The organism is Acinetobacter puyangensis, from assembly GCF_900096995.1.
GTDB classification, from domain to species: Bacteria; Pseudomonadota; Gammaproteobacteria; order Pseudomonadales; family Moraxellaceae; genus Acinetobacter; species Acinetobacter puyangensis.
Map to the genome: position 1 here is coordinate 301802 of NZ_OANT01000003.1, position 18459 is coordinate 320260.

25 protein-coding genes are annotated in these 18459 nt (G+C 37.7%); 12 read left to right on the plus strand and 13 right to left on the minus strand.

The features are described from left to right. The first annotated feature begins 13 nt into the window (after positions 1-13). Entirely contained in the window at positions 14-433 is a 420-nt protein-coding gene (locus tag CRO21_RS07900) for a pilin (protein ID WP_097078780.1), read from the plus strand. A 514-nt stretch (positions 434-947) separates the two neighbouring features. Next, on the plus strand, positions 948-1490 hold the full coding sequence (locus CRO21_RS07905; protein ID WP_097078781.1) for a transposase: 543 nt from the start codon (positions 948-950) through the stop codon (positions 1488-1490). 54 nt (positions 1491-1544) lie between these two features. Here the strand turns inward: CRO21_RS07905 and CRO21_RS07910 are convergent, their stop codons facing one another. Both CRO21_RS07910 and CRO21_RS07915 read right to left on the minus strand, forming a co-directional pair. Further along, positions 1545-1835, minus strand: a complete 291-nt coding sequence (locus CRO21_RS07910; protein WP_097078782.1) for a type II toxin-antitoxin system RelE/ParE family toxin — start codon at positions 1833-1835, stop codon at positions 1545-1547. Beyond that, positions 1832-2086: a type II toxin-antitoxin system ParD family antitoxin gene (locus CRO21_RS07915; protein ID WP_097078783.1), complete on the minus strand. Its 255-nt coding sequence runs from the start codon at positions 2084-2086 to the stop codon at positions 1832-1834. The genes CRO21_RS07910 and CRO21_RS07915 overlap by 4 nt, the downstream gene beginning before the upstream one ends. Before the next feature lie 101 nt (positions 2087-2187). On the opposite strand from CRO21_RS07915, the gene CRO21_RS17545 reads away from it, so the two are divergent. The 3 genes from CRO21_RS17545 (at position 2188) to CRO21_RS07930 (ending at position 3806) form a co-directional block, all read left to right on the plus strand. Then, positions 2188-2343 carry a hypothetical protein gene (locus tag CRO21_RS17545; RefSeq protein ID WP_171294005.1) on the plus strand — a complete coding sequence of 52 codons (156 nt, stop codon included), beginning with the start codon at positions 2188-2190 and terminating at the stop codon, positions 2341-2343. Between the two features lie 73 nt (positions 2344-2416). Further along, positions 2417-3178: a DUF1016 N-terminal domain-containing protein gene (locus CRO21_RS07925; protein ID WP_097078785.1), complete on the plus strand. Its 762-nt coding sequence runs from the start codon at positions 2417-2419 to the stop codon at positions 3176-3178. Between the two features lie 82 nt (positions 3179-3260). Next, complete coding sequence (locus CRO21_RS07930) at positions 3261-3806, plus strand: Uma2 family endonuclease (RefSeq protein ID WP_097078786.1); 546 nt, start codon at positions 3261-3263, stop codon at positions 3804-3806. Positions 3807-3884: 78 nt separating this feature from the next. Here CRO21_RS07930 and bfr read toward each other — a convergent pair whose 3' ends face one another. The 6 genes from bfr to gmk all read right to left on the minus strand — a co-directional run bounded on the left by bfr (position 3885) and on the right by gmk (position 8655). Further along, the gene (gene bfr / locus CRO21_RS07935) at positions 3885-4358 is read right to left on the minus strand and encodes a heteropolymeric bacterioferritin subunit Bfr (RefSeq protein WP_097078787.1); all 474 of its coding nucleotides are present in this window, start codon (positions 4356-4358) and stop codon (positions 3885-3887) included. A 232-nt stretch (positions 4359-4590) separates the two neighbouring features. Then, positions 4591-4785, minus strand: coding sequence for a bacterioferritin-associated ferredoxin (locus CRO21_RS07940; RefSeq protein ID WP_097078788.1), 195 nt, complete (start codon positions 4783-4785; stop codon positions 4591-4593). Positions 4786-4990: 205 nt separating this feature from the next. After that, complete coding sequence (locus CRO21_RS07945) at positions 4991-5374, minus strand: RidA family protein (RefSeq protein WP_097078789.1); 384 nt, start codon at positions 5372-5374, stop codon at positions 4991-4993. A gap of 34 nt (positions 5375-5408) precedes the next feature. After that, the gene (locus CRO21_RS07950; protein WP_097078790.1) at positions 5409-7511 is read right to left on the minus strand and encodes a RelA/SpoT family protein; all 2103 of its coding nucleotides are present in this window, start codon (positions 7509-7511) and stop codon (positions 5409-5411) included. A gap of 142 nt (positions 7512-7653) precedes the next feature. Continuing rightward, entirely contained in the window at positions 7654-7935 is a 282-nt protein-coding gene (rpoZ, locus tag CRO21_RS07955; RefSeq protein ID WP_097078791.1) for a DNA-directed RNA polymerase subunit omega, read from the minus strand. 93 nt (positions 7936-8028) lie between these two features. Then, on the minus strand, positions 8029-8655 hold the full coding sequence (gene gmk, locus CRO21_RS07960) for a guanylate kinase (protein WP_097078792.1): 627 nt from the start codon (positions 8653-8655) through the stop codon (positions 8029-8031). Positions 8656-8782: 127 nt separating this feature from the next. Between gmk and ispH the strand changes: the two genes are divergently transcribed. Continuing rightward, positions 8783-9733 (plus strand): 4-hydroxy-3-methylbut-2-enyl diphosphate reductase, encoded by a 951-nt coding sequence (ispH, locus tag CRO21_RS07965; protein ID WP_097078793.1) that lies wholly within the window; start codon positions 8783-8785, stop codon positions 9731-9733. Positions 9734-9858: 125 nt separating this feature from the next. Beyond that, entirely contained in the window at positions 9859-10467 is a 609-nt protein-coding gene (locus CRO21_RS07970) for a Uma2 family endonuclease (RefSeq protein ID WP_097078794.1), read from the plus strand. A 100-nt stretch (positions 10468-10567) separates the two neighbouring features. Here CRO21_RS07970 and CRO21_RS07975 read toward each other — a convergent pair whose 3' ends face one another. Genes CRO21_RS07975 through CRO21_RS07995 form a run of 5 tightly spaced genes read right to left on the minus strand, consistent with a single transcriptional unit; the run spans position 10568 to position 14808 of the window. Then, positions 10568-12850: a hypothetical protein gene (locus CRO21_RS07975; RefSeq protein ID WP_097078795.1), complete on the minus strand. Its 2283-nt coding sequence runs from the start codon at positions 12848-12850 to the stop codon at positions 10568-10570. Positions 12851-12862: 12 nt separating this feature from the next. Next, the gene (locus CRO21_RS07980; protein ID WP_097078796.1) at positions 12863-13513 is read right to left on the minus strand and encodes a prepilin-type N-terminal cleavage/methylation domain-containing protein; all 651 of its coding nucleotides are present in this window, start codon (positions 13511-13513) and stop codon (positions 12863-12865) included. After that, the gene (locus CRO21_RS07985) at positions 13513-13929 is read right to left on the minus strand and encodes a prepilin-type N-terminal cleavage/methylation domain-containing protein (protein ID WP_097078797.1); all 417 of its coding nucleotides are present in this window, start codon (positions 13927-13929) and stop codon (positions 13513-13515) included. The genes CRO21_RS07980 and CRO21_RS07985 overlap by 1 nt, the downstream gene beginning before the upstream one ends. Beyond that, complete coding sequence (locus tag CRO21_RS07990; RefSeq protein WP_228150399.1) at positions 13907-14377, minus strand: pilus assembly FimT family protein; 471 nt, start codon at positions 14375-14377, stop codon at positions 13907-13909. Before CRO21_RS07990 ends, CRO21_RS07985 begins: the two co-directional genes overlap by 23 nt. An 11-nt stretch (positions 14378-14388) precedes the next feature. Continuing rightward, positions 14389-14808, minus strand: a complete 420-nt coding sequence (locus CRO21_RS07995) for a type IV pilin protein (RefSeq protein WP_097078799.1) — start codon at positions 14806-14808, stop codon at positions 14389-14391. Between the two features lie 333 nt (positions 14809-15141). Between CRO21_RS07995 and CRO21_RS08000 the strand changes: the two genes are divergently transcribed. From CRO21_RS08000 to CRO21_RS08020, 5 genes are all read left to right on the plus strand, one after another. After that, the gene (locus CRO21_RS08000; RefSeq protein WP_097078800.1) at positions 15142-16371 is read left to right on the plus strand and encodes a tyrosine-type recombinase/integrase; all 1230 of its coding nucleotides are present in this window, start codon (positions 15142-15144) and stop codon (positions 16369-16371) included. Between the two features lie 143 nt (positions 16372-16514). After that, entirely contained in the window at positions 16515-16940 is a 426-nt protein-coding gene (locus CRO21_RS08005) for a type IV pilin protein (protein WP_097078890.1), read from the plus strand. 5 nt (positions 16941-16945) lie between these two features. Next, positions 16946-17407: a prepilin-type N-terminal cleavage/methylation domain-containing protein gene (locus tag CRO21_RS08010; protein ID WP_171294007.1), complete on the plus strand. Its 462-nt coding sequence runs from the start codon at positions 16946-16948 to the stop codon at positions 17405-17407. Next, on the plus strand, positions 17397-17747 hold the full coding sequence (locus CRO21_RS08015) for a PulJ/GspJ family protein (RefSeq protein WP_171294008.1): 351 nt from the start codon (positions 17397-17399) through the stop codon (positions 17745-17747). The genes CRO21_RS08010 and CRO21_RS08015 overlap by 11 nt, the downstream gene beginning before the upstream one ends. After that, positions 17747-18454: a hypothetical protein gene (locus tag CRO21_RS08020; protein ID WP_097078803.1), complete on the plus strand. Its 708-nt coding sequence runs from the start codon at positions 17747-17749 to the stop codon at positions 18452-18454. The genes CRO21_RS08015 and CRO21_RS08020 overlap by 1 nt, the downstream gene beginning before the upstream one ends. The last annotated feature ends 5 nt before the right edge of the window (positions 18455-18459 follow it).

The following is an 18459-nucleotide window of genomic DNA, read 5'->3' on the forward strand; positions in this document are numbered from 1 at the left end:
AAGAGTATTAAATATGAAAAGACAGCAGGGTTTTACCTTAATTGAAATCATGATTGCCATTGCAATTTTGGGAATTTTGGCTGCTATTGCAACAGTCAACTATACACTTTACACGAAGAAAACTATCCTTAGCGTTGCATTATCGGAAATATCAGCTTTAAAAACAGAATACGAAATGGCAGTTAACGAAAATTATTCAGGTCTAGGCAACTTGTCTAATATTGATATTAGTGCTTCAAAATACTGTATTTTAAACGTCAATGCACCAGATCCTACAACATTTATTGCAGACAAAGCATTGGTTTGTACTTTAAAAAATACCGCATTATTTGGCGAAAATGCACAGGTGTATTTATCCCGAAGTGCAACAGGGCAATATACTTGTCATGTCGAGAATATTGCACAGCAATATTTGCCGGCAACGTGTAATTAAACCGTTGGTGCGTATTGTATACACCAGATTTTTACATGTGTATGTTTGGGTCTATACAATAGACCCCTACGAATGTTTTTTAGAATTGATTTGAATCATTTGATCGTATGGCGGTAGGGGCGTATTGAATACGCCCAAAAATGTACGCCCAATAACATACGTCCGATTTTACATATGTATGTTTTGGGTCTATACAATAGACCCCTACGAATATTTTTTAGAATTGGCTTTAGATAATTTGATGATACGGTAGGGTGAGAAATATATTTCGCAAGGAATACGCCCAATAATGTATGGCCAATAACGATATGCAAGATTTTTACATGTGTTTATTTTGGGTCTATACAATAGACCCTTACGGAATATTTTAGAATTGATTTGAATCATTTTATTGTATGGTAGGGGCGTATTGCATACGCCCTATAACGATACGTCCCATAAAATATGCCATATTCTTGCATATATCCCATAAAATATGACAATATATTGAACAAAACAATTCAATAAACTGATTATGAAATACAATCCAGATATACATCATCGGCGAAGTATTCGATTAAAAGGTTATGATTATTCGCAAGCCGGCTATTATTTTATTACGATTTGTTGTGCTGATCGAGCATGTCTATTTGGAAATATTATAGATGATTCTATGTATTTAAATGATTTTGGAATAATTGCACATGATGAATGGTTAAAAACGGTAGAATTGAGAAAAAATGTTCTATTAGATGATTTTGTGATTATGCCAAATCATATGCATGCAATTATTATACTTACAGAAACTGATTTATCAGAGGAGTATAATGGATCAAGCATATCTGAATTGGGCGTATGCAATACGCCCCTACGGTCGCCATCAAATAATTTAGGTTCGATCATACGTGGTTATAAATCAGCGGTAACAAAGCAAATAAAACAACAGAATTTTCATGGGCAAGTATGGCAACGAAATTATCATGAACATATTATTCGTAATGAGCAATCATATCAAAAAATTTCACAATATATTGCGAATAATCCTACAACATGGAATGAGGACTGTTTTTATATATAGGATGTTAAAACGAATGCTATGAAGATCTATTATAGGAATAATTTTCTTGCTCATTTATTTATACAAAACTGTATAATCGATTGCAGTATTTAGAATACGAACAATGAAAATACAATTAGACTCGATACGGAAAAATATTGAATAGTTTTGATAGACACGTCTACGTATTCCCAAATCCGCCAGTTCATCAAAAATTTGAAATGCCTTGGGTATATCAGCAATAGATAGGCATTTTTGCTCTAGTTCTTGGGTAAAAGACAAAGCACGAATTGGATTGTCTTGGGCAATAAAATCTAAGATTTGTTCTAAATCAAATTCGGCTTGTTTCGTAAAAATCACTTTCATGATTTATCTGCGATTGCCTGATATTTTGCTTTCAAGCGAGCAAAAACATCTTCTGCTGGCGTTGTTTGTCCTGCTTCAATATCTGCCAGACCTTGTTTGATTAACGCCTTCAAAGCTTCCTGTTGTGTTTCTCTTTCTTGAATCATGCGTACGCCTTCACGCAGCACTTCACTTTTTGAGCCATACCTTCCACCATCAACGAGTTCTTGCACATAGCTTTCAAGTGATTTGCCTAAATCGGCACTAATCATGTTATCACCTACATTTGATAATAGTTAATAAAATCTTATCAACTATTATCAACTATGGCAATTCATGTTTGATCTTTGATCATGTCTGGAAACGATATAAATTGAAAAATATAATCCAGAAAGAAATTGTGGATACTTTGGTAAAATATCCACAAGTAACCGCATTTTTGCCGTTAAAAGTGATTACTGTTGATATGACGATATTGTTTGATGAGTACGGTAATGTACTTAAGGCTGGTGATTTAAGACCGTGGTGATCAGGATAAACGGTCTATAGGAAACGATCATAATTTGTTATATTCATGATTATTTGCATCGAATCTCTGCATCATGACAGACCTACAACTCATTACACTGATTGATCGTATTGTCGATACCAGTCAATTTTTTCGGCAACAAGCACAAAAACAGGTCAATGTAATGCTGACTTTGCGTAACTGGTGTATTGGTTACTATTTGGTGGAATATGAACAACAAGGTGCAGATCGTGCGATATATGGGGATAACACTTTAGAACAGATTGCTGTAGCGTTAAAACAGCAAGGTTTAAAAGGATTAGGGAAAACCAATCTTAAAATATTTAGACAGTTTTATCTAAATTATCCTCAAATTGGTCAGACACTGTCTGACCAATCCAGCCAGTTTTTATTGCCACAACATTTAGTCTTTAGAAATATTAGTGTAAAGTCGGAAACACAGGATATCCTCTATCAAATTGCACCCTTGACCTTGGTGAATCAACTTAGCTTTAGCCATTTTATTGAGTTACTCAAAATAGAAAATCCATTGCAACGCAGCTTTTATGAAAGTCAGACGATTAAAAATCATTGGTCTGTACGAGAACTACAACGGGCAATCAATAGTCTGTTATTTGAACGTACCGGATTAAGTCTGGATAAAGAAAAAGTACTGGAAAAACATGCAAAGGGCACAGGATTATCAGCTAAAGATGTATTTCGTAATCCCTATATGCTGGAATTTTTAGGTTTGCAGGAAAAAATAGAATACTATATTTTATCTTTAAATCGCATTGCAGGGAATATGACTGATCAACAAGGTAATGTCGTGAAAATTGTCGATTTAAGACTGTGAAATTTGCATCAATTCGCAGACATAAAAATATAGAAAAGCTATGCTATAGTGTAAAAAATCAAAATGACGAGAGGCTGAAAATATGGTCTTTGCCAACAAATATAGACTCAATCAACAAGAATATTTGCAGGGTGAGTTAAATAGCGACATTAAGCACGAATTAGTCAATGGTGAAGTCTTTGCCATGGTTGGTGCAAGTTCTGCGCATAATTTAATTAGCTTAAATATTGCAGGTGAGCTTCGTCATTATTTGAAAGGTAAGCCATGCCGTCCATATATCAATGATATGAAAGTAAAGATTGAAGATAATTTTTATTATCCAGATGTCGTAGTGGATTGTAGCCAGATTGCCAATGATGCTTACTTTGTAGAAACACCAATCTTGATTATTGAAGTGCTTTCTGCATCGACAAAAAGCTATGATAAAACCTTTAAACTCGAGCAATATAAAAAGATTCCGACCTTGCAGGAATATGTCATGATCGAACAGGACACACAGCTGGTTGAAGTGCTAAGCCGTCTGGACAACTGGCAACCGCATTATTATGAAGCGGGCGAGGACTTTATCTTACAGTCTGTAGGCTTAAAACTCGCAGTTGCTGATGTCTATGATGGGCTTCAATTATAATTTTTATGTTTGCTAAGGTATAAAAAAATCCCTCAAATAAATTGAAGGAATTTTAAACATTAGAAATAAGGAAGCGCCTTAATCGTCTTCAAGCTGGCTTTGGATATAGTTCTCAATGCCGACTTTGCCAATCAGATCAAGCTGAGTTTCTACCCAGTCGGTATATTCCTGTTCTTTGTCCAGAATACCTTTTAGCAGATCACGGGTGACATAATCCATTTCCTGCTCAGCCAGAACAATCGCCTTATTTAAAGACTCCATATTCTCATACACTTTACGTTGGTCACATTGCAATACTTCTTGGGTATGTTGGCCGATATACAGTTTACCCAGATTCTGTAAGTTGGGTAGACCTTCTAGAAATAAAATCCGTGCGATGACTTTGTCGGCATGTTTCATCTGGCGGATAGATTCTTTGTATTCTGCTTCACCTAGGTTTTCGATACCCCAGTCATTAAACATACGGGAATGTAAAAAATACTGGTTAATGGCTGTGAGTTCGTGATAAAGCACTTGATTCAAAAGTTGAATCACTTGTTTATTACCTTGCATCGCACTTCTCCAGAAAAATATAAGAATTTACATAATTTCAACATTGTAAAAGCTTAAGGTTTTTTTGGCGAGTTATTTTTAGAACAGCAAATGAGAATAGCAATGAATATAGCGTCTGTTGGCAATTCATTTATGAATCAATAATCAAATGCTCACTACAGAAAAAGAAACCCGCCTTGAGTCGTGGCGGGGAGGAGAAGTACTTGCTTTTAATAATTTCTTGTTATAGGAATTAGGCAGCGACGGAAATCCTGGCAGCAATGAGTGATAGCTCTTCTGAGATAATGGATTTCGCTTCTGGCGCACAACGTCCGCAGCAGGTGCCTAAATCTAACATATCGCGCACTTCACGGTAGCTTTGTGCTCCGTTTTGCATTGCGTCTTTAATGTCTTGGTCGGTAATTCCACGGCATAAACAAACATACATCTGGACAGTCCTGATGTGGTGAATACGATGACTTATATTATTGATAATTGTTATCGTTTGTCAATGAGTTTCATTGGAATTTTCAAAAATAGTTATTGAAAAAAAAGATAATGGTTAGGATATTTATTGAGCTTGAGAATGATAAAAGTAATCATTTGATAAAAAATATCCTCCAGATGCGGAGGATATTCTGAATGTTAAGATATTATTTTTCGATACAAACAATACCGTCCATTTCGACCAGTGCGCCTTTTGGCAGACTGGCAACACCCAGTGCAGCACGGGCAGGGTAAGGCTGGGCAAAATATTCACCCATGATCTGATTAACCAATTGAAAATGCGAGAGATCGGTAAGATAGATATTAAGTTTGGCAATGTCGGCAAATGTTGCATCTGCGGCGTGACACACAGCTTTGAGATTGTCGAAAACACGGCGGATTTGTGCTTCGATGCCATCAACAAGTTCCATGCTGTATGGATCTAGGCCAATCTGTCCGGATAAATACAGGGTGTTTTCAACCAGGATGGCTTGAGAGTAAGTGCCGATAGCAGCAGGAGCATGTTCTGTATGGATCACTTGTTTAGACATTGAAGGTCGTTCTCCCTTGGATAGAATAAATAATTTAGCTTACCCTTGCACTTTGGTGTGTTGCAAGTGGCATATGTAACCGAGTAATGCGTGGGAAATTAAGCATCATGCGTAAATCCCGAATGATCTGTGCAATATGATTACGATCTGTCACCACAATATTAAAATAGGTTTTTTCGTTTTCATGAATGACCGATTCTACCCCGGCATTGTCTTTACGCGCCTGATAAATGGCTTGTGACGCTTCTTCATCATCCAGATTACCATCAATCTGCAAATAAGCATGAAAACGAATGCCTTCGTGATTGGTACTTTGCCATAATAACGGCATGATGCTTTCCGGATGCTGGCGTTGTTCGTGCAATAAATTCTGGCATTGTGTGCGATGTACAATCAAACCACGGCGGGTTAAATGTCCAAGGATCGGGTCACCAAATACCGGGTTACAACAGTGTCCGTATTTAACTTCTACACCTTCTGTGCCCTGAATTAACGAATCGGATTCTAGGGTAATCTGATCGGTCAGGTTGAGCAGTTTGTTGGCCACCAGTTGCGGCAATAAATCGCCCACTGCAATTTGTTCAAAGATGGCTTCTTTATCGGGCAGATGATGCCATAACAATAAACATTGCCAATCATTATCACTAAGCTCCAGAATCGATTTGTGATAGGGTTTTAAGGCTCGATTCAGGGCTTGTTGTCCAATCAGGATTTGCTCATCATAATCTTGCTCACGCAAGATGTTCTGGATAGCACGACGGGCTTTTTGTGTATTCACAAAGCTCAGCCAGTCCGGATTTGGTGTGGCCAATACATCGGTAATCACTTCCACCACTTGCCCATTGCTAACAGCTGTAGATAAAGGCTTTTGTTCGCCATCAATTTTGCAGCCGACCGCATGATTGCCCAGAAATAAACTTGCTGCATAGGCAAAGTCGACCGCTGTTGCACCACGAGGCAGTTCATGTACATGCCCTTGCGGGGTGTAGGCGATAATTTTTTCCTGATGCAAATAATCCAGTAAATCGCTAAAGGTGGTTTTGGCACACTCTTCATCAATCAGATCATTCAGATTATGCAAAGACGCCTGAATGGCAGAGCGGCAAGCCTGCGGTGCGGCTTCACCGAGCACGACACCAAAACGGGCAGCTTTACGCATCAGTTCGGTTTGAATGGTGACTGATAAATAGGTTTTTTCGCCTTTTAAACGTAATAATAAGGCCTGATTACCACCCGGCATGGGTTTACGAATATGGTCGGTATAGCTGATGATGCTAAAATTTTGCGCCAATAGTTTTACCAGTTCATCACAATCTTGCACAGTGGTTAATATAATTTCAAAGGCATGGCTATGGGTAAGCTGGTTTAGATCAAGTTCATTTTTCACAAAGTGGCGGAGTAATTCGGTGTTATTATTTTTCTTTTTAACGCGACCTTCAATCTGGTGTTCTTGTAAAATCTGATTCAGGCGTTGTTCCCAGATGGTTTGATATTCACAGCGTTTGGGTTTGGTTTCGGTCAATGCCTGCTGAATCGTTGCATACATATCCAGATCAAGATTCTGATAGCAGAGATTTTCCAGCCAGTCAGCCATCTCGTTCATACCGACCAGACGAGCCATCGGCACGTAAATATCAAAGGTTTCCTGCGCAATGCGTTTGCGTTTGTCGGGACGTAATGCTTCAAGCGTGGTCATATTATGATAGCGATCTGAGAGCTTGATAATAATGACACGGGGATCTTGCAAGGTTGCCTGTAAAAACTTGCGGAAGGATGCAGCTTTATTAAATTGTTTGTCGCTAGAGCTGGTTAGTTTGGTCACACCATCAACAAGATGGGCAACAGTCGGATTATAGCGTTCGGTAATTTCTTCTTTGGTAATGGGCGTATCTTCAATCACATCATGTAATAAAGCCGCCATTAATGTATCGGCATCCATACGCATATGGGCCAGTAAACAGGCAACAGCAATCGGATGCAAAATATAGGGTTCACCACTTTTACGGGTCACACCTGCATGTGCTGCATCTGCAAAGTCGCTCGCATCCATGACTTCACGAATTTCATCGGAAGACAGGTAGGGCTCTATGATAGCCTGGAGCTGAAGCTTGGCATGACGGACTGCATCACCTAGCATAAATGAACTCATCCTGGGTCGTTATAGATAAAGTAGCTAAACGTATAATGAAAAACAATTTGAAGAAAATGTCAATGTATTCTCTTCATTTTAGATTATTTTTTTAGATGGCGGGGGTGAACGCATCACCCCGCTGGATGAGTTATTGAAAACTAAAATTTTCGAGATTAAGTGCATTGGCAGAGAGTGCCAAATCTAGATTGGAATGATGTAAGTCCTGATCACGTTGTTTCAGGATTTCTTTGGTGATTGAACCTGCTGCGATTTCACGTAAAGCGACAACAGTGGGCTTGTCATTATCCCAGTCTACAGTCGGATCAATGTTTTGACGAGCCAATTGACGAGCACGTTTACTTGCCACCAGTACCAACTCAAAACGATTATCAACGTTTTCCAAGCAATCTTCAACGGTTACGCGTGCCATTTTTAGCCTTATTAAATGATTAAAAATAATCCTCGATTATATCCATCTTGCGCATCTCACTCAAGCATCAAACTGTACACAGCAGCAAAAAGCCTAAATATCTTGTGTTGGTGTAAGCAGTTTGTAAATCAGCTCTTGGTGTTGCAGAGCTTGCTGCGTTAAAGTTAGGCGATTGGCGGTAATAATGGCTTCCAGTTCATGCAATGCACGATCAAAAGAATCATTAATAATCACATAGTCAAAATTGACATATTGTTGCATGTCTGCCACCGCACAACTTAAGCGCCGTTCGATCACTTCTACACTGTCTGAGCCACGATTGGACAAACGTTGACGTAGATCGTACTGGCTTGGCGGAAGAATAAAAATTTGAATGGAATGAGGAAATAATTTACGCACCTGCTCGGCACCTTGCCAGTCGATTTCTAGCAGCACATCATGGCCATTTTTTAATTGATTTGCGACTTCTGCCTGAGAGGTGCCATAATAATTGCCAAATACTTCGGCATATTCAATAAAACCATCTTCTCCGACTTGCGATAAAAATTCATCTTTTTCCACAAAATGATAATGCACACCGTGCAGTTCGCCAGGGCGCTGTGGGCGTGTGGTGTGCGATACGGAAACATGCAGATTGGTGGTGCGGTCAAGTAATGCCTTTACTAATGATGTCTTTCCCGTGCCCGAGGCCGCCGAAACCACAAAAAGTAAACCAGACATAATTATTTTCCTGTATCATCATCAATGGATAGTCAAGATTGTAGTAGAATCTGACACTAAACAAAACCCAAATTCCTCGTAGACTACTGGTCTTGTCGTTTTAGGTCATAAATTTAGGTGCATGACAATGGAAATTCTTTTAGCCAATCCCCGTGGTTTCTGTGCAGGCGTGGATCGAGCCATCGCAATTGTCAATCGGGCATTAGAATGTTTTGGCGCGCCAATTTATGTGCGCCATGAAGTTGTACATAATAAATTTGTGGTCAATGATCTAAAACAACGTGGCGCTATTTTTGTCGATGAACTGGATCAGGTGCCTGATGATGCCATCGTGATTTTTAGTGCACATGGTGTTTCCAAAACTGTGCAGAAAGAAGCGGAAGAACGGCAATTAAAAGTATTTGATGCGACTTGTCCTTTGGTCACAAAAGTACATCTGGAAGTCACCAAATACTCCCGTGAGGGCACCGAAGCGATTCTGATCGGACACCATGGACATCCTGAAGTCGAAGGGACTATGGGGCAATATGATCGCAAATATGGCGGCAATATCTATCTGGTTGAAGATGAAAATGATGTGGCGCAATTGCAAGTGACGCATCCAGATCAATTGGCTTTTGTGACACAAACCACCTTGTCGATTGATGATACTGCAAAAGTGATCGAGGCATTACGCAGCAAATTCCCCAATATTCAGGGACCGCGTAAAGATGATATTTGCTATGCCACTCAAAACCGTCAGGATGCAGTACGTGATCTTGCTTCACGCTGTGATGTGGTGCTTGTGGTTGGTTCGCCAAACTCATCAAACTCCAATCGACTGCGTGAATTGGCAGAGCGTATGGGTAAAAAAGCCTATCTCATTGACAATGCTGATGAAATGCAGCAGCAGTGGTTTGCCCAAAGTCAAAAAATTGGAGTAACAGCTGGTGCATCGGCCCCTGAAATTTTAATTAAACAGGTGTTAAATCGACTTCAGGAATGGGGCGCAAAAATTCCCGAAGAACTGGCTGGACGGGAAGAAAATATTACCTTTAGTTTGCCGAAAGAGTTAAGAATAAAAGCGATAGAAGTTTAATTCATTATCAGGGTTTATACAATAAACCCCTACAAAATCAATTGTATGGAATTGTACGGGCGTATTGCATACGCCCAATTATTTATGAATAATGATATAATAATTCAATGATTCGGATAACCATTATGGCGAATCTTACATCATCTTTAAAAATATCAGAACAGGACTATCTTGCTGGCGAACTGGTGAGTGAGATTAAACACGAATATATAGATGGCAAAGTCTTTGCAATGACTGATTTCAATGTGAATCATTGTTTATTAACTGGGAATATATTATTTGTTTTAGGTAATCATTTAAAAGGTCAACCTTGCCGTCCTTACGTAAGTAACATGAAAGTTAAAATCGAAACAAAATATTTTTATCCTGATGTCTTGGTGGATTGTTCTGATTTTAATGGAAAAGACAATTTTACCCAAACACCTATCTTGATCGTTGAAGTGCTTTCTGACAGTACACAAAAATATGATAAAACGCTTAAGCTGGAAACGTACTTAACCATTGCATCGTTACAGGAATATATTTTAATTGAACAGGATAAAGCCGAAGTACAGGTCTTGCGACGTAGTGAAGGCTGGAAGCCGAATTATTATTTTTTAGGTGATGAGGCGATATTTGAATCTGTTGGACTTAAGGTCGCTGTCGAAGATATTTATGATCGTATCCAAAATGAAGATGTCAGGGAGTGGCTTGAGTTAAAAGCGCAAGTTGATGGAGACAAAGAGGCGTTTTGAGTTTTAGCTTACAGGTTATTTTACAAACTTAAGTGATTAAAGAAAAACGCAATATACCTAGATTTTAAGTATATTGCGTTAAGTTTAATGGTCTTTGAAATTAGAGATAACGAGCCCATTTAATGGAGGCGGTGGTGGATGTACTATTTGTTCCACCTCCATTTTCTGTGTCAGTACTGCCTGAATTACCAATGGTACTTTTATCTACATTGGTTAAATCTATAGTTACCTTACTATTAAATGAAGATGAACTTTGTGAAGATGCTCCTAGATTTGCTGCTGTAATTCCACCTGCAACATAACTTGCACCGCTTGTATTAAAACGAGAACCTGCAATAACATTACCATAAATATAGGCATTTGAATTAAGTGTAATATTTCCACCCATATAAGTAGATTTACAAGTTGTCAAACTTGTGGAATCTGTACAAGACCCTGCCATTAAAGCAATATTCGCAACTGTAATTTTTGTTAATGTTGAAGATGAGCTACATAAATTAACAGGCATTTGATATCCAGATATATTGCACACTTTTCCCGCACCGGCATAATTAGGTGCATAAACTGCCGGAATTGATGCAATAATATCTCCAGTCGCAATTATAGTATTTGTATAAGCTCCTTGACCTACATTTAAATTACCATAAAAAAACATTACACCAGGTGCTAAAGATGGAACATCAGGTGCTATAGGGTTACTAGTAGAATTATAATTCCCAGTATCAGCCAAGCTCCATGTTTTACTACCAGTATCATAGGAAACATACTGCCCATTTGTAGTATTAGGTTCATTGGGAAATAGCTTAAGCTGATAAATATAATTTTTAAGTTGACCAATATTTGGGGTATTCTCGCAATATTCAAGTTCGTTGATATCTAAACTTTTACATAAATATCCTGTATAAGAATTACCCGCCCAATATTGATTACCCCCAAGTCTGATTTTACCAAGATAGTAATCACCGGAATAATCTATTGATTTACTTTGATTCCAGACATTTTGAACCTTGACTTTAATTCTACCATTTGTATCTGTATAAAAAATATAATTTGCATTGGATAAATAATCATATGCATTGACTTTAATTCCATCGTTTGTTGCCACGGTTTTTGTTGAACCAGTTGGAGTTGTAGGTTCATCGCTTGCAAAGGTTACGGATGGTATGGAATCTGTATTAATCCCTGAATTAGAGCTAGGGCAATTACTTACTCCACTGATTTTAGTTGCTTTAATTGAAATAAAAGTATTCCACCATTGCGTATTACAATAGAATGTCTGTTCTGTCGTAATATTAGTAAAAGTTGGATAATTACTTATCAAAATATTACCTTTAGCTAGAGCGTTTGTAATATTGCCGCCTGTCGCAGTAATTGTACCTTTAGCTTTAGCTGTTCCAATCGTGCCATTTCCAATTGTAATATTTGCTCCAGAAATAAGTGAAGTTGCCGAGCTTCCAGAAAAAGTAATATCTCCTTGAGCATTTGCTGTGCCTACAGAACCATTGCTAACTTTAATATAGCCACCTGCAACCGCAGTTGTTAACGTACCACCCCCACTTAACTCTATATTTGTAAATGTATTAGCAACTTTCACGCTACCATTAGTAATAATAATATCCTTGTTTGCATAAATTTCACCTTCTTGTTTACCACTATCGACTGTTACTGTACCTTTAGCATAAACATAGTCAACTTCACTGCCAGCTCCTAAATATACATTGCCATTAGATGTAATAGATGTAATTCTTTCCCCACCACCATTTAATTTCACATTCCCCGTTACATTCAACTCACTAACACCAGTAAAAGTATTACCGCTCGAAGTAAAATTACCATGAACATTAATCACAGCATTTTCTCCGCCTTTAACTTCAATACCACCACCTACATTTAAATCACCATAAATATCAATTACGTTAATTGTAGTAGTATCAACTATTGTTGAAGTGCCCCCACTCCCCAGATTAACCTCATAAGTTACTTGTACTTTTGAAGATGCTTTGGAAGCATTACTTATATTGGTAATTATCGCTGTAATCAAATAAGTGGTGCCATTCTGCTCTACATTATTAATCACTGCACTTAAAGAACCACTATTAGTCCCTGACGGTTTGCTTACTGTTAATGTTTGACCAGTTAAGGCTGTTAATTGTTCCGCAGTAGTTAGTTCTGCCAAATATCTCCTAACAATCTCAACACCATTCCATGCACCAGACTGAACATTCGTTAAAGCATGTCCGGAAACCAAACTACTTTGCGAGCTACGCAAATAATAAGCTGTTCCCAAAACAGAAGCACCCAAAGCTAACCCGACAAGCAATACCACCAGTATCGTAGCAAAGCCTTGTTGTGACGGTAAATTTTGTATTTTAGATTTATTCATATTGTCACCTTTTTATGCTACGACAATGTTTACTAAACACACTGTGATATTTACGGTTTGGTTGGTACTGGTTTTTGCAGAAATCGTCACATTAGGATGCTTGACTGTATTTATTTCACCTTCACCATACGGTGTACATGCTTTATCTGTGGTCGTGGAAGCCGTTGCACCAGAAAAACCAATTTGTGCAAGATTGGTTTTATCCGCAGAATAGTCATGTAAGTGTGCTAAGGTTCTTTCAACACTCCATGCAGTTACGTTATATGTCACAGTTCCACTACTTTGGCAGCCTGTTCCTTTTAATAAAACTAATTGCCGCTCTGCTGACACTGCAATATCTGCTAGACCATAACAGTGTGCCGTACCACCAATTGCATCCAGCTCTTTCCAAACTAAAGCATTAATTGTAGTACTATTTAGTGAAATACTTGTTGTTGCCACATTCCGAACTGTTGGATCCAGTCCAAACCCTGCATTTTGCAATAACATTTGCGCAGTGGTTAAACCATTTTGTAGCTGGGTATCATGTGTTGCTGCAATACGAGAATCTGCACCCACATATACTACAGTACGATAAATAGAAAGCACGGCAACCATACATAACATAGCAATGAGTAAACCAATTAATAGGCTAATTAATGTCACGCCTTTTTGCTTATTCATTACAATGTTTCTCCTACCGTTAATTTCCCACCTAGCAAAGCACTTTCTATTTCAAATTTAATAGGCTGTGTCATGGCAATTGTTTTATTATTACTGGCGGTACTATTGACTGTGACATTCACGGAAGCACAAGTCACTGTAATGTTCTGGGTGGTAGATTCGCCAGGTAAAGTAATTGTTGGTATTCCTGTCCCATCACACCAGTCTTTTTTTTCAGCTGTTGTTGCAGTTTGTAATTTTGTCCGTAACTCATTGATCACAATATATTGCATATTAGTTTGCTTTTGATTTGCCAAAATCCGACCTGTACTATAAGCAGCACCTAAAATCACAATACTAGATAACAACACCGCAACTAAGGCTTCAAGTAAACCAACGCCTTTTTGATATTGTCTAATCAAAGGTTTTACTCTCATTTAATGTACCATTACTAATGTTTAGCGTAAGACTGGTTGGGCAGCTTTCAGTTCCAGCGATAGATTTCGCACGAGAGTCAAAGGCAAAGCATGTAAAAGATGTGATATTGTCTGCCTTTTTGATCTCAATATTTTGACTTAGTGGGTAGCTATAAATTATTGTGCTGGTACAACTTGCAACACCTGTGTCCGTTGCTTCGCGTATCGTTAACACTTTATCTGTATTATTAAAACAGACTTGTCCCGTCACACTCTCTGCATCTTTTGCATATTGATTACGAATCGCAGTGGCTCTTGCCAGACTAATTGCACTTTGCAATGACCAAATGGCTTTATCTAATTCTGCTTGCTTTGACCATTGGGCAGTTAAAGCAGTTCCTGCTACAACAAGTATTCCCATTATTGCAATAGTGATCATTAGCTCAATCAAGCTAAAACCTCGTTGCATGTTCACAGACATTACCATGTCGTGCCTATATTGCAAGCGGTCGTCGCTGTACGACTATTCGCTTGATTTAGCGTTAACACACAATTGAGAAGATTACCGCTACCTGTTGCTGCTAACGTATAACTATTAGTGGTTGAAGTAGAATAAGTAAATGTGTTTTCACTGGGTTGCCATTGACTAAATACTGCTTTGATTGCTGCGGTATCTGCATAGGATGAAGTTGGATAGGATAAATTCCGCTGATAATGATTTTCCAATACCAAACCTAACGCCACCAAATCCGATTGTGCCGCCTTAATATGCGCTTTTTTAATGTAGCTACTATAAGAAGGCAATGCAATCATCGCCAAAATAGCAATAATCGCCACCACAATCATTAATTCAATTAAGGTAAAACCCCAAGCCCAAGAGGCCTTAAATGTACGGGTCATTTACAATCTCCCGTAACATTATTCGCCACTATAATTGCTATCATATCACCAATAAAAAAGCTGGAGTTTTCGGGAGAGACTGCGGTGCAATGATATAAAAACATTAAGCTGTTTTCCTTATATCGAACATAGAGCTGTTATTTAAAAATAAATTTCTTCCACTATAAGCATAAAACTTACTCTATACAAATCACAACAAGAAAATGACCAATACGATAAAAACCGGGATAAAAGGTAAATTTTCATTTTTGGTCGAAAATATAAACGTATACCGATACTTTGTATCCTATGTTGTATCCTGAGTAATTTGCAAAAATAGGAGATATACATCGTATGAGACGTTCAGAAATCAAGAAAAGACCTATCTCTGATACGGCACTTTCAAGTTTAAAGCCTGAACTATATGAATATCGGGAACATGATGGAAATGGCCTTTACTTTCGGGTAAAACCCAACGGTAAAAAATCTTGGCAATTGCGTTATAAAAAAACAAATGGTAAATGGTCATGGCTGGGTATAGGTCCCTATCCAGAAATTTCTGGGCAAATTGCACGACAAAAAGCCATAAAACTAAGAGATTCGATGACAAAGACTACAGTCGAAGTATCTATGTTGTATGAGGAACAATTTATCCCTCTAACACCTCAAAATAATTGTGAAACATTTGAACATTTAACTCATGAATGGCTAAGTGGAAAAGCAAATAAATGGACTCATAGCACGATGATTCGTCATTGTGGTGCACTACAAAATCATATATTGCCTGTGATGGGTAAACGTGATTATCGAGGAATTAAACCCGTGGAATGGTTCAATCTATTTAAAATGATTCAAACCGAAAAAAAAATTATCGAACAATCAAATCGAATTTATCGGTTATGCCATGATATATATGATTTAGCAAAAGTTACAGATCGTATTGACTACAATCCGCTGGAAGGTATTCATAAACATATTGCAAAAGCTCGATCTAAGAATCTGGCACATATTCCAATCCATGAATTACCAATATTATTACAGCATATTAAAAATTATCCTCAACCAGAAATTTCGATTGCTTTGCAATTATTAATAATGCTGTTCCCAAGACCCAGTGAGCTGAGACTAGCACAATGGAAACATTTCAATCTTGAAGACAAAGTATGGATTAGACCTGCCGAATTTATGAAAAAAAGAATTGAGCATGGTATACCTTTACCATTTCAGGCAATTAAATTATTAAAGAGATTGCGAAAATACAGCGGAGATTCTCCTTATCTGCTCCCAGGCTGTGTTAATCGCAACAAACCACGCTCTGACAAAGTTTTTGTTAATGCATTAAAGAAATTAGGATATGCGGGACAACAAACACCTCATGGCTTTCGGCATATTGCCAGTACCATTTTGAATAATGAATTTGATGACCGTGAACAGGTTGTCGAAGCTTGTCTGGCACATTTAAAAAGCGGAGTTAAGGGAACTTATGACAAAGGTTCTCATTTTAATGCTCGTATTCATATGATGCAGTGGTATGCCGATTATCTAGATGACAAATTAATAAATTATATTCATCGCTGTTCCTAATCATATTTATAAAACGGCTTGTTTTCTGTATAAATAATTGTATCCCATAATATAAAATTATAAATTTTCTTATAAAAATAAATTACTTGAATTTTAAATACGGGAGATTGTAAATGACCCGTACATTTAAATCCTCCCGAATCATGGGCTTTACCTTAATTGAGTTAATGATTGTGGTGGCGATTATTGCCATTCTAGCGACGATTGCGCTGCCTTCTTATAACAGCTATGTCAAAAAAGCGCATATTAAGGCGGCACAATCGGATTTGGTGGCGTTGGGGACATCTATTGAAGGGATTTATCAACGACAATTAGAATATCCAACTAAATGTGATCTTAGCGGTACTAATAAAACTTGTACAAATGGCACAACAGCAGCATCGATTAAATGGACTCCAAGCGAAAATATTTTTGATTATTCATATACCTATAATGCATCTGATGCTTATAGCTTGAAAGCTGTAGGCAAGAGTAATAGTAATTTAAAAGGCTGTAGTATCGAGTTAACCAGTGCAAATTCCAAAAAAATAACTGATTGTGGCAGCTTTAATAATGCAGATGCATGGTGATCAACATGCGAGTACAAGCAGCTTTTACCTTAATTGAGATGATGGTCGTAATTGCTATTATTGCGATATTGGCAGTGATGGGCGCGTCATTGGGATCGGGTTGGATTTATCAGGCGGAGTTAAATAAAGCCAATGCATCATTACAAAGTGCAATTAATCTTGCCAGAGCTACTGCCATTCGTAATTGTGCTGGTGTTATAGGTAATACTACTGCGGCAAGTGTTAGTTTTGAAAATAATAAATTAACTGTTTTGGATAACAATTGCTCTAACCAAAACCAAGCAACGAATACTTTTGATATTTCCGCAAAAATTACGATAACAGATGAGCAAAGCCATATTTTTAAGGAGTTTGGTTTTAATTCAGTGGGGGAAATTATTAAAAAAGATGATTTTGATTTGAGTTCTCCACTGATTATTAAACATTCAGGATTAAGTGAAGATGCAGGAGAAAAATATGAATTCTAATCGACTGCATCAATCTGGTTTTGCTCTACTGGAATCTCTTATTGCCATGGTAATTATTGCAATTGTTGCTTTAGGAACAGCTTTTGCACTGAGTAAAATTTTGCAAGTACAACGCCAATCGTCTGCCCAACAAATTGCGGTAAATCAATTACGCGAAAAATTACAAACAGGAGTTTGCGATCAAGCTCCATCACCTTTAGGTAAGCCATTAGCAAATGTCAGCGTAGCATGTGAAGATCCTACAATAATTAAAATGGATGGGGATATTAGCGTTTCAATTCCCCAATTAACGGTAACGGACGATGCCTTTGGTGGTGAAATGACCGTAGGAGGCAACTGATGAAAAATAAACAATATGGCATCAGTTTGGTCAGTTTATTGGTTGGTTTACTTATTTCCATGCTGTGTTTACTGGCTTTATTGGCAATATTCCGCACCGTAGTACAAACCAGTGTGGATTCACGTAAAGGTTCGGATCGGGATACCAGTATACAAAATAGCTTGATGGGTGTGCAAAACATGATTCAGAGTGCTGGTTTTGGTTTGGACAGTGGTACAAATATAGTTGTTTTAAAAGGCGCTAGTTTCACTGGTGACAACCTTTCAGGTGGTAATCCAATAGAATCAGGTGAAACAGTTTTATGGCGTTATGCTAATAATCTGAATGAAACTAGTTCGGTTATTTGTCAGGGTATTTATTATAATAATAGCAATAAACAACTCATTTTATTAAAAACAGATAAAAATACGGATACAGCAATGGATACTTGTCCTGAAACTAATTCATTAAATAATTCTGGCGTTAAATGGAAGAAAGAAGCCATTCTTGCCGATTTAAGCAAAACCAATATCAACAGTATTAGATTTAATTTATCTACAGATATTACAGATAAATGTTCACCTTATGGTTTTGATTCTACAAAATATCCAAAATTAACAATTACCGCCACCTATCCATTAGATCCAACTCCTACTAATAATAGTAAAGAAATGACGGTCAACTTCCCTGTTTGTCTGACCAATCCAGTTAATGCGACATCATCGTGAGGTTT

Coding starts and splice junctions, on each gene's coding strand:
- CRO21_RS07970 (WP_097078794.1), top strand. CDS start 9,859: ATGGCGAATCTTACATCATCTTTAAAAATATCAGAACAGGACTATCTT.
- CRO21_RS07990 (WP_228150399.1), bottom strand. CDS start 14,377: ATGCAACGAGGTTTTAGCTTGATTGAGCTAATGATCACTATTGCAATA.
- CRO21_RS07945 (WP_097078789.1), bottom strand. CDS start 5,374: ATGTCTAAACAAGTGATCCATACAGAACATGCTCCTGCTGCTATCGGC.
- bfr (WP_097078787.1), bottom strand. CDS start 4,358: ATGCAAGGTAATAAACAAGTGATTCAACTTTTGAATCAAGTGCTTTAT.
- CRO21_RS08000 (WP_097078800.1), top strand. CDS start 15,142: ATGAGACGTTCAGAAATCAAGAAAAGACCTATCTCTGATACGGCACTT.
- CRO21_RS07905 (WP_097078781.1), top strand. CDS start 948: ATGAAATACAATCCAGATATACATCATCGGCGAAGTATTCGATTAAAA.
- CRO21_RS08005 (WP_097078890.1), top strand. CDS start 16,515: ATGGGCTTTACCTTAATTGAGTTAATGATTGTGGTGGCGATTATTGCC.
- CRO21_RS07975 (WP_097078795.1), bottom strand. CDS start 12,850: ATGAATAAATCTAAAATACAAAATTTACCGTCACAACAAGGCTTTGCT.
- CRO21_RS07980 (WP_097078796.1), bottom strand. CDS start 13,513: ATGAATAAGCAAAAAGGCGTGACATTAATTAGCCTATTAATTGGTTTA.
- CRO21_RS07900 (WP_097078780.1), top strand. CDS start 14: ATGAAAAGACAGCAGGGTTTTACCTTAATTGAAATCATGATTGCCATT.
- CRO21_RS07950 (WP_097078790.1), bottom strand. CDS start 7,511: ATGCTAGGTGATGCAGTCCGTCATGCCAAGCTTCAGCTCCAGGCTATC.
- CRO21_RS07915 (WP_097078783.1), bottom strand. CDS start 2,086: ATGATTAGTGCCGATTTAGGCAAATCACTTGAAAGCTATGTGCAAGAA.
- CRO21_RS07940 (WP_097078788.1), bottom strand. CDS start 4,785: ATGTATGTTTGTTTATGCCGTGGAATTACCGACCAAGACATTAAAGAC.
- CRO21_RS07985 (WP_097078797.1), bottom strand. CDS start 13,929: ATGAGAGTAAAACCTTTGATTAGACAATATCAAAAAGGCGTTGGTTTA.
- CRO21_RS07930 (WP_097078786.1), top strand. CDS start 3,261: ATGGTCTTTGCCAACAAATATAGACTCAATCAACAAGAATATTTGCAG.
- CRO21_RS08010 (WP_171294007.1), top strand. CDS start 16,946: ATGCGAGTACAAGCAGCTTTTACCTTAATTGAGATGATGGTCGTAATT.
- CRO21_RS07995 (WP_097078799.1), bottom strand. CDS start 14,808: ATGACCCGTACATTTAAGGCCTCTTGGGCTTGGGGTTTTACCTTAATT.
- CRO21_RS07910 (WP_097078782.1), bottom strand. CDS start 1,835: ATGAAAGTGATTTTTACGAAACAAGCCGAATTTGATTTAGAACAAATC.
- CRO21_RS08015 (WP_171294008.1), top strand. CDS start 17,397: ATGAATTCTAATCGACTGCATCAATCTGGTTTTGCTCTACTGGAATCT.
- CRO21_RS08020 (WP_097078803.1), top strand. CDS start 17,747: ATGAAAAATAAACAATATGGCATCAGTTTGGTCAGTTTATTGGTTGGT.
- ispH (WP_097078793.1), top strand. CDS start 8,783: ATGGAAATTCTTTTAGCCAATCCCCGTGGTTTCTGTGCAGGCGTGGAT.
- CRO21_RS07925 (WP_097078785.1), top strand. CDS start 2,417: ATGACAGACCTACAACTCATTACACTGATTGATCGTATTGTCGATACC.
- gmk (WP_097078792.1), bottom strand. CDS start 8,655: ATGTCTGGTTTACTTTTTGTGGTTTCGGCGGCCTCGGGCACGGGAAAG.
- rpoZ (WP_097078791.1), bottom strand. CDS start 7,935: ATGGCACGCGTAACCGTTGAAGATTGCTTGGAAAACGTTGATAATCGT.